Source organism: Parabacteroides distasonis (assembly GCF_004793765.1).
Classification (GTDB): domain Bacteria; phylum Bacteroidota; class Bacteroidia; order Bacteroidales; family Tannerellaceae; genus Parabacteroides; species Parabacteroides distasonis_A.
This window is the reverse complement of record NZ_SRYM01000083.1, coordinates 1-9,921: the sequence shown is the minus strand read 5'-3', so window position 1 is coordinate 9,921 and position 9,921 is coordinate 1. Positions and strand designations below refer to the sequence as shown.

5 protein-coding genes and 1 pseudogene are annotated in these 9,921 nt (G+C 41.3%); 2 read left to right on the top strand and 4 right to left on the bottom strand.

What is annotated here, in order from left to right:
* Positions 1 to 50: 50 nt before the first annotated feature.
* The 4 genes and pseudogenes from E5342_RS18065 to mobA form a co-directional block, all read right to left on the bottom strand.
* Entirely contained in the window at positions 51 to 3,314 is a 3,264-nt protein-coding gene (locus E5342_RS18065) for a DEAD/DEAH box helicase (protein ID WP_135959996.1), read from the bottom strand.
* A gap of 118 nt (positions 3,315 to 3,432) precedes the next feature.
* A pseudogene (gene mobC / locus E5342_RS18060) lies at positions 3,433 to 5,441 on the bottom strand (conjugal transfer protein MobC).
* Positions 5,442 to 5,460: 19 nt separating this feature from the next.
* Entirely contained in the window at positions 5,461 to 6,729 is a 1,269-nt protein-coding gene (mobB, locus tag E5342_RS18055; protein WP_135959995.1) for a conjugal transfer protein MobB, read from the bottom strand.
* Entirely contained in the window at positions 6,714 to 7,136 is a 423-nt protein-coding gene (mobA, locus tag E5342_RS18050) for a conjugal transfer protein MobA (RefSeq protein WP_135959994.1), read from the bottom strand. Before mobA ends, mobB begins: the two co-directional genes overlap by 16 nt.
* A 378-nt stretch (positions 7,137 to 7,514) precedes the next feature.
* Here mobA and E5342_RS18045 point away from each other — a divergent pair, with 378 nt between their 5' ends.
* A complete protein-coding gene (locus E5342_RS18045) occupies positions 7,515 to 8,744 on the top strand; it encodes a site-specific integrase (protein ID WP_135959993.1) in 1,230 nt (409 codons plus the stop codon).
* Positions 8,745 to 8,758: 14 nt separating this feature from the next.
* Positions 8,759 to 9,874: a site-specific integrase gene (locus E5342_RS18040; RefSeq protein WP_246867162.1), complete on the top strand. Its 1,116-nt coding sequence runs from the start codon at positions 8,759 to 8,761 to the stop codon at positions 9,872 to 9,874.
* Positions 9,875 to 9,921: the final 47 nt, after the last annotated feature.

Here is a 9,921-nt window from a genome sequence, read left to right as displayed (position 1 = left end):
ACAGTTTTTTTGTCCGATAGTAAAACAAATGTCAGAACAAGTCTTGACTATTACAGATTAGCTATAACCTTAAGGTTTATTCCTGCTACTTCTTTTATATAATTTTCAGTAACACCTAATAACGTCAGAATTTCATTTGTAGCAGTTGTTTTGGAAAAACCGGGTTGCACAATATAAATTTCATACTCCATTGGAATTTCTTTCTTAGCAATTGATAGTAATTTTTCCAATTCTTGTTTTGTTCCTACTTCTAAACGACTACAACTATAACCATTTCGTTTCTTGTTTTCTCTTCTGAGTAAATGATTAAAAAAATCAGCTCCTTCTTTATGTTTCCAATGTACAGATTTTTGAGCTTGTCCACACACTTCGTACAAATTTTTAATTTGATCTGAAACCCTTCCGTCAATTGCAAATTTTAGATGATACAACCCCACACAAATTTTATCAGGATATAATTTTATCGTTATAACATCAGCAATTTCACCGGAATAATCATCATCATATATTATATCAAAATCACCTTTTTTGAGTTCTTCAATAACTTTATATTGTATTGAATCAGTAATTTTAGGATATACTTGTTGAGATTCATTACATAATGATACTCCCTGCCAATTCCATGCAATAATATTATCCTTAGGGTAAACATTTATAATTTGCTTTAATTGGACATATTCATTTCCCGTTAATGCAGAACCATCAGCAAACCATATCGTTGGAATATATTTTTCAAAAAACTGGATCCCTGTCATTGTCTTATTTCCATAAGCAACTTCTACTTTCTCAGAACTTCTTTGATTGATTTTAAAATCTGCATATCGGTCATCTCCATTCGCATTTTCGAACAATTCCAATTCAAAATCCGCTTTCTTAAAATCTGTTATTATCGAAAACAGTAATTTCCCTTTTACACATTGTTCTTTTTCAAGTTGAATGTCTGTATCTGCAAGAGTAGATATTGAACCACCAATAGAAAAACGATAATGATTCTCATGAGCCATATAAACATCTTCATCCCAGTCGATGCAAATAGCAGCAATATCAGGTATAGTTGTAATAGCTTCAGGTATCAAGGTTTCTTTTAAAATTTGATTGGAATCAATGGAATCATCAACAAGTTTTTCTCCTAATTCGACGCACCATTGTTTAAATTCTTTCAAATCTCCTTTTTTAATTACATTCCAAATACGTCCTTTGTAAGAAGCCCCGATATTAGTTCGTTCACCACCTTCAAAACCATTTCCTACAACAAAAGCCTTCTCTCCTTTCTGCCTTTCAGCAAGGCTTAATGCTTCTGCAACATCATATCCAACATGCATTCTAAAGCGAATATCTTTACCGATAAAATATTTTAATCCAACATTTCTTAGTTTTGTTCGCTTAATATTATGGAAAGCTTTAAAAACATCTACACCTCTAATTAATTCAGGTTGCTTGTCTTTATCACCAATAATAGCTTCTGCAAGTTCTTTATATAAACTTCCATTATCTGAACTATTTATAAAAAGAAGATTATTTTTTGTATCCCAAAAAACAATAATCATGTCCCATACTAATTGTTGTATATCTTTATGATTTACCCATTCTACATTTACAATTCTTGCTGTTACTATGACAAGTATCTTTTCTCCTGCGTTTATATCATGAAATTTATATTGTAAATCTTCAAATCCTGGGATTCCTTTGCTGAAATTATTAGGAAACCAAGACTTTGTCTTGTTTTTGTAAACAACAACACTAAATTTTGGATGAATGTTACTAAACGGAATATTAGAATTGCTTAGATTTTCAAAACCATCCATTAAATTTTTGTATTCCTCTTCATTGTCTATTCGTTCGTAGCTTGTATCAGAAAGGATTTGATTCCAGTTAGCTCCATCTGCATATAAATCTTCTAATTCAGCACGTACATCTAAATCAGCAATATTAGCAATAAAAGAAGCATGTCCCAGTTTTTCATCATACTTTGTACGAGTAAAACGTCCGGCAAATTGTAAGGTAACGGGAAGGCTCTTTCTTATATCATGAAAGGCTGCTATTTTTAATTCTGGTAAATCAAATCCCTCACCTAACATATCTACACAAACTATAATTTTAGCTTCTTTTCGGAGAATCTTCTGATATACATTTCGATAATCATGACAATTAGAATATATAATTACAGGATTGAGGTCAGTATGCGTTTTGTAAATTTCAAAAATTTTTTCTGCCCGTTCCTTTGTAGCACAACGAGCCATCAATATATGGTTGTATTTTACTAAATCTTCTCGTAACCGTTGTACAGCAATTTCTGCTATTATTTCATCAGCTTTATCTGAATCATACTCTTTTATTGGTATAAAATCTATTTTAGTAAAATACCCTTGTTCTTGAGCATATTTTAATGGGAAGTTAAAAATTATTTTACCATCTAATCGTTGTCCATCATTCCTGAATGGGGTCGCTGTAAATTGTATCACTTTTTCCGCAGGAAATCTACTTTTGAATAAATTCCAAGACGGTGCTTTTACATGGTGTGCTTCATCTATAAAAATATGAGAGCATTGAGACACAAATAAATTCTGTTCTTCATCAGAACAACCGGTAAGTATTTGCATTGTTGTAACAATAACATTACATTGTGCTAAAAAGCTCTTTAATAAATCAGAAGTTTCAAACTTCTCTTTTATAATCCCTACTATTGGGTATAAGGATTTTTTACCTATTGCTCCAAATGATTTTAATAACCCAAATGATTCAAATTTATCAAAAATTTGATTTCTTAAAGAATTAGAAGGAACGGTAACTAACAATCGCTCACATTGATTAGCAACCAAAGCAGATAACATTGTTTCTGTTTTTCCGGTTCCCGTAGGTAAAACAACTGTTGCAGTTTCTAACGGCATTTTCAAATGCCCAAGAATCATATGTAAAGCTCCTATTTGAGGTAACCTCAGTCCGTTATTATTTTGGTCTTCTTCTTTAAAAAAGAAATCATTTTTCCATGATTGGACAACTTCTTTTGTTGAATATTCTTTTAACAAAGGATGTTTTAACCAACATTTTATACATACAGAACATGAAGCTAACTTCTCCTTGGTGGGTCTTGTGTCGGTAAGAAGTACATAAGTAATATCTTGGGGATAAGTTTCCTTATTGCATGTTAAGCAATACTTAGCACCAAGATAATTTATTATTACATAACTTTTACTTGTTTCTTCAATATTTAAAGGTAAATCAAACTCAGGTGCAATCATTTGCTTTATTATATTATTACACCCCTTCTTATGAAAAACAATCCGTTCTAATCTTGGCAATTTTATTATTTCCATATTTTTGAATTTAAAGCAAACCAACAATCCCAGACAAAAATAGTAAGACTTTTAAATGGTTTGAAACATTATTGCAAATATAGCAATTGTTTAACAAAATAAGCTTATTGTCAGTCATTTATTCTTCCTCCTTAATCAAGTGGAATAGCTCCGGATCGTTCTTAATCCGTGTTATCTCGTCCTCGACTATCTGCCGGACTTCCTGACGGATGCGGTCATAGTTGGCTTGTATCTCCTCCTGCATCCGGTCGTTGCCGTCCTTATCGGTGAAGTCAATTATCTGCGGCAACTTCACGTAACGGGCGGTTTCCCGCTTCACCTTTTCATTATCCACCACGATTTCACAGTGGAAAATCTTCTGCTCTATCCGTTCATCGAAGTTGTCCGCCACAGCACCCACGAACATACCTTGCGTGAGGTTGGATATTTTGCTGGCGGGTATCAGGCTGTCCATTTGGGTGCTTATCGAGGTGGATTTCTCCCGCTGGTTGATTGTCATACTCTGCCGTTTCTGCAACACCTTACCGAAACGTTCGGACAGGATTTTCGCCGTTTCACCGACTACCTGACCGCTGAACACGTTACCCACCGTATTTTGGATTACTTTACTTTCCTTGTCCCCGTAATCACGGGTAAGTTGGCTGTAATCCTGAAAGCCCAGCAGAACCGCAACCTTGTTGCTTCGGGCGGTGGCAATCAAATTATCAAGCCCACGAAAATATATAGTCGGTAATTCGTCTATTATCACTGAACTTTTAAGCTGACCTTTCTTGTTTATCAGCTTCACGATACGGGAATTATATAATCCCAGTGCTGCCGAGTAGATATTTTGGCGGTCAGGATTGTTGCCGACAACCAAGATTTTAGGCTCTTTCGGGTTGTTGATGTCAAGTGAAAAATCATCACCTGTCATTACCCAGTAAAGGGCGGGTGAAATCATCCTTGAAAGCGGGATTTTCGCACTGGCAATCTGCCCCTGCAACTGCTCTTGGGCATCTGATTCCCAAGCATCCACGAACGGGGAGAGATAATTTTCCAGTTCGGGATAGCTGCGCAAAATGGTGAATACATCGGCGTATTTCTTGTTCAACAATTCTATGGCATGGGGAACGTGCAATACTTACCGCCTTGATAGATGCGCAAATACCAAATTATAGCCGCCAAAAGGATAATCGGGCTTTCCACGAAGAAGTCGCCCTGCTTGCTTATCCAACTGCGATTCAAGTTGAGCATAATGGTGTAGCTGGCTTCATAGGCATCCGCAATGTCCGACATGAAACTGGCGTTTATCGGGTTGCATCGGTGGCTCTTGCGTGGGTCGTCAAAATTGATAACGTAAAACTTAGGCTTTACCTTATAGCCGTCCAAGTGATTAAGCAGATGATTGTAAGCGATTTCCGAAAGGTCAGGAAACTTATAATCATAGCAGTAAAGCGCAAAACCTTTCTCGATTTGCTGTTTTATGTAACTGTTTACCACTGCATACGACTTACCGCTGCCCGGCGTTCCCAGTACAAGACTGGCACGGAACGGGTTCACGACATTTATCCAGCCATTATTCCATTTCTTCTTATAGTAGAACCGGGTAGGCAGATTTACAGAATACTTGTTCTCGATAAACCTTGTTTCCTGCAGGAAACTTTCGTTCTCGGTATTAAAGACATCATCCATGAGGTTGTTTTTCAACAACCGGGACATCCACGTACCCGCCATGAGCATACAGATATAGCCCGCCGATAGCGTAACGATATAAAACACGGCATCCGCCGTATGTGGCAACGGCAGTTCCAGCATCCACCAGTTCAGGAAAAACAACACGACACCAGCCGCAAGGCTGCAATGTATCTTCGTCCATGTTATCTTTTCCTCTTTCACGCCCTTAGTGCCGATGCACGACAGGGCGAGGAACACCACCGAAAAAAGTTTTGTCCATAAGATAGACGAGAACAGCCCGGTGGTGCGCTGGAAGTTCCACAGTATCTTGTCTATCACCTCAAACGTCACTCTCCATTCTTTCAGGGTGGAGTAACAGAACCAGTACACGTTTATTCCCACGAATAGAATACTGACAGCCCGCATAAAGTCCATGACCCTTGCAAGCCCTCTCAAATCATCTTCCTGTTGCATGATTGTAATGTTTTTTAAGTTAGTCAATGCGCCTTGTGCGCTTCTTTTTCTTCTTTCTATTTTGGCGGGCGGTGTCCTGCGGCTCGTCACCGCCTGATGCACCGCCGCCCAACAATCCGCCGAAAGTACCCAACACGGAAGCCACGCCCGAAACGATGTCGGATTTCGGCGTGAACTCCGGCTGTTCCTGATGCGTGGATTGGTCTTGCTGCGGTGCTGACACTTCGGGCTGGTGCATCTTTCCGGTTTCGCCCGAAAAGCGTTCGTTGAACACGTTCGCCGAATACTCCTTGCCCAAGCGTGAACCGTTCAGCACCACCCGGCTGTCGTGGTCGATGAACGTAATGCCATAGATGCGCCCGCTGTCGTTCTGACGGAATACAACGTCAATGCTCTGTTTCCCTAGCTGCTGTTCCAGTTCCTTGCGGCTGCGGGCGGTCTGCATGGCAGTGGCTACAATCTTCCGGGTGCGCTCTTTCAGCTTGCCGTTCTTAATCAGTTCGCCCGATTTCTCCATTCTGCGCTGTACCGCTCCATAGCCCACCGACTTGCCGATGCGGGAAGCCTTTACCGGGTTGCCCGCCTTTTCGCCCTTATCATTCATGGCGGAATAGACAATGCCCTGATAGGGCTTGCCGTTTATCTCGCCCTTGACTTCCTCGGCGCACACGTTGTAAGCGGCAAGCAAAGCCTTGTATTCCCCGAACGACTGGAAGTGGTAGCCGTAGCAAGCCGCTTTCACGGTATTGCCGATTTGGTGCTTCACGTCCCCGGCAGCATAGTCCACCTTTTTAAGTTCCGGGCGTTCGGCACGTTCCTTTCGCTCTGCCGGGTGCAGCCCGTATTTCTTTTCCAGTTCACGGGTGATTTGCTTGCTGCGCCGATGCTCGAACCTATCATTCAGCGGCTTGCCGTTCTCGTCCACCCGCAATCCCACGATGTGGATATGGTGGCGGTCGATGTCGGTATGCTTGTACACTAAATAAGGCTGGTCGCCATAACCCAACTTCCGCATATACTCTTTGGCAATGTCGGAAAGCTGCTGGTCTGTCAGCACGTCTTCCGGATGCGGGTTTATGGAAATATGAAGTATCGGCTTTTTGGTGGACAGCTGGACGGGCATCTGCATTTCAAAACTGCGCATACACTCGCCGATAGAGAAATTCCCGTCCTCGCTTAACAGCATCCGGTTGGAGAAAAGCACCTTTGCTTCCTCGCTGTCCACCTTGTTTTGGTTGTAAGCCAGTGCGCCGAACATATTGCCGCCCGTGCTTATTTTGGCAACCATAGTTCCTTGCACTCGTTTGTCAGGTCGATAACCTGACGGTTTAACATAGATAATTCAGTGGTCGCTTTCTCCAGTTTATAGAGAAAAGCCAGTGCCTTCTTCTCCGAAAAATTGCCGTGCAACACCTTTACCACTTGGTTGTAATTGACCGCTACCGCTCTGAATTGTGCATAAAATTCGGTCAGCTGGGTGCAATATTCTACTGCCGACTTATCCACTTTCACCACCCGGAACGGCTCGCCGAACAGCCGGGCGGCGATGAAACGGGACTTGCTCGTGACGCCCGACTGCTCCCACTGCGAGAGGAAGCGGGCGTTCTCCCGGTCGTTCAGGTAAAGGACATGGCGATGCTTCGCCGGGTCTGCGAGGGCGGGGCGACCGCCCTTGTTGGTTCTTCTTGTTTCCATACTTCTTTGGATTAAAAAATTACGACTTCGGAGTGATTTTTACCCCCGCAAGGGGCAAGGCGTTTTCAGGCACGAAAAACGGTTTTGTAGCGTACAAAAAACAAGAATGCAAAATGGAAGAAGGAAGTAAAACGGCGTAACTGATTCATTAACAGAAACGAAAGTCTTTTGTAGTCCTTTACTGTCCGATGCAGATTTAGCAAAATACAGTGGATTGAAGCAACCGTTCCGTTTCTTATTCGTTACCCATTTGGGGAAGCAAAAAACGATGCAGAACAGATGTCCTCAAATGACCGCAAAAGTCCTTATTTGTCTGTGTTTCACATTGTTCTAAGACTCACAATAGCAGTAATTTTACAAACTTAAAAATGAGTGATTATGAACAACGAATTGAAAGTTTCCTTTTACATCAAAAGGGAAAAGAACGCAGCCAATACCAGCGGCATTTATCCGATAATAGGTAAAATCATTATCGGGAACACGATAGCCCAGTTCAGTTCCAAACTGAAAGTAGAGGAACGCCTATGGAACGTGAAGTCAGGACGGGCAACCGGAAAAAGCAGACAAGCCGTAGAACTGAACCGGGCAATAAATAAAATCAACCTTGCCATACATACCAGCTACAAGGATATTCTGAAACGGACAGGCAAGGTTACAGCCGTTGAAGTAAAGAATGCCTTTCAGGGCAATGTAACCACGCAAAAGACCGTCCTTGTCCTGTTCGAAGAAATGATGCAGGATTTCAAGGCAAGAATAGGCATTGACCGGGCAGCATCCACCTATAAGCAGTATGAGGTATTGTACAGCCAACTTAAAGACTTCCTGAAAGTCCAATACCATGTAAACGACATCCCGTTTGGCGAACTGGACTTGCCGTTCATTGAATCGTTGGACTTCTATTTCCGGGTAAAACGCAAGATGAAAGCGAGGACGGTAAAGTCAAGGCTTGTCCTGTTTAATAAAGTTGTCCTGTTGGCATTGCACCGGAATATCATCAACAGACACCCCTTTGCGGGTTTTGGAACGGAAAAGACAACGCTACAAAACAAGTCGCTGAACTCCGAAGAACTGGAAAGGCTGGTTTCCACTCCCTTGAAATCCGCTACCCAGCGTTTCATCCGGGATATGTTCGTCTTTTCTGTTTTCACCGGAATATCTTACGCAGACCTTAAAAAGTTGACTTGGAAAGACATCATAAAGGAGAGTGACGGCAGCCTGTGGATTTCATCAGAACGCCAAAAGACGAAAACGGCATTCAATGTCAAGCTGTTGGATATACCAATTCAGATAATTGAATATTATGAGGGGCTGGCAGACAACGACAACGTTTTTCCGGTTATGAGTTTGGGACAGGTCAATGTAGGTCTTAAGCGCATCGCCCGGCATTGCAAGATAAACCGGACATTGACCTACCACATGGCAAGATACACCTTTGCCAGCCAAATTTGCCTGTCGCAAGGCGTTCCGATAGAAAGTGTAAGCCGGATGTTAGGGCATACCAGCATTCTGACCACCCAACGTTACGCTCGTCTGAACAACGAGAAAGTAATAAACGACATGAAACAATTCGCCCAGCGGATAGCAAACGAATTTAATTTTATCCCATGAAAAAAGAAAAGATTATGCAGAACAACAGAAGTACTTTTTCCATACTATTTTATCTCAATACCAGCAAGGTAAAGAAATCAGGGAAATGCCCGGTAATGGGACGCATCACGGTGGACGGTAAAAACACCGCTTTCAGTACAGGTTTGGAACTGTTTCCCCAGCAGTGGGATGCCAAGCAGGGAGCGGCAACAGGAAACACGGCGGAAGAAAAGGAGGTGAACAAGCAGATAAACAAGTACCGCAACGATCTGATGAAATATTACAATACATTACTTGAAAACAAAAGCTACATTACGGCTGAATCCTTAAAGAACGCCCTGCAAGGTTTCACGCTCAAACAAAATTCGCTGATGCTGGAACTGGAAACACTCATAGAGGAAAAACGGCAGGCGTTAGGCGTTACCATAGCCGATTCGACATACAGGAAATATGAAACGGTACGCAAGCATCTAAAGGGCTTCCTGCAACATAAGTATGAAATACCGGACATTCCTTTCTGTCAGGTGGACTTTGCCTTTCTTGAAGCCTTTAACTACTATCTGAAAGTCAATTTGCAAATTTCGGCGTATTCGGTGAATAATTATATCAAGATATTCCATGCCTTGATAAAACGAGCCATGAACAAAGGACTTGTCTATCAAGACCCGTTCTTTGATTATAGCTACGAACAGGTGACGGTTCGACGCAAATGGCTGTCAATAGACGAAATCAAATTATTGATGAAATCAGACGTGAAACATCCCACTGAAATATTTATCCGAGATATGTTTATCTTCTCAACCTTTACGGGCATCGCTTACGCAGACCTTGAAAATTTGACTTACGATAATTTCCAAAGGCAGGAAAGCGGAGATTTGTGTATCACACTGAACAGAAAAAAGACAGGTTCGTTTGCGTTTATCCCAATTACGGATATTCCCCAGCGTATTATAAACAAATATAAAGATACGCCCTTTGCAGGAACGGACGGGAGAGTGTTCAAGCTGTGTACCTTAACCAATGCGGATATATTGCTGAAAAAAATAGCCAAAGCAGCCGGAATAAACAAACGGCTGACTTATCACATGAGAAGACATTACGAATTGTCTTTATCGCTGAATTTGAATAGTTTGCAAAGATTTGTTTCTTGATGGGTAACGATTTAGAAACAAGCGAAGTTCTGTATTTTACCTCGTTT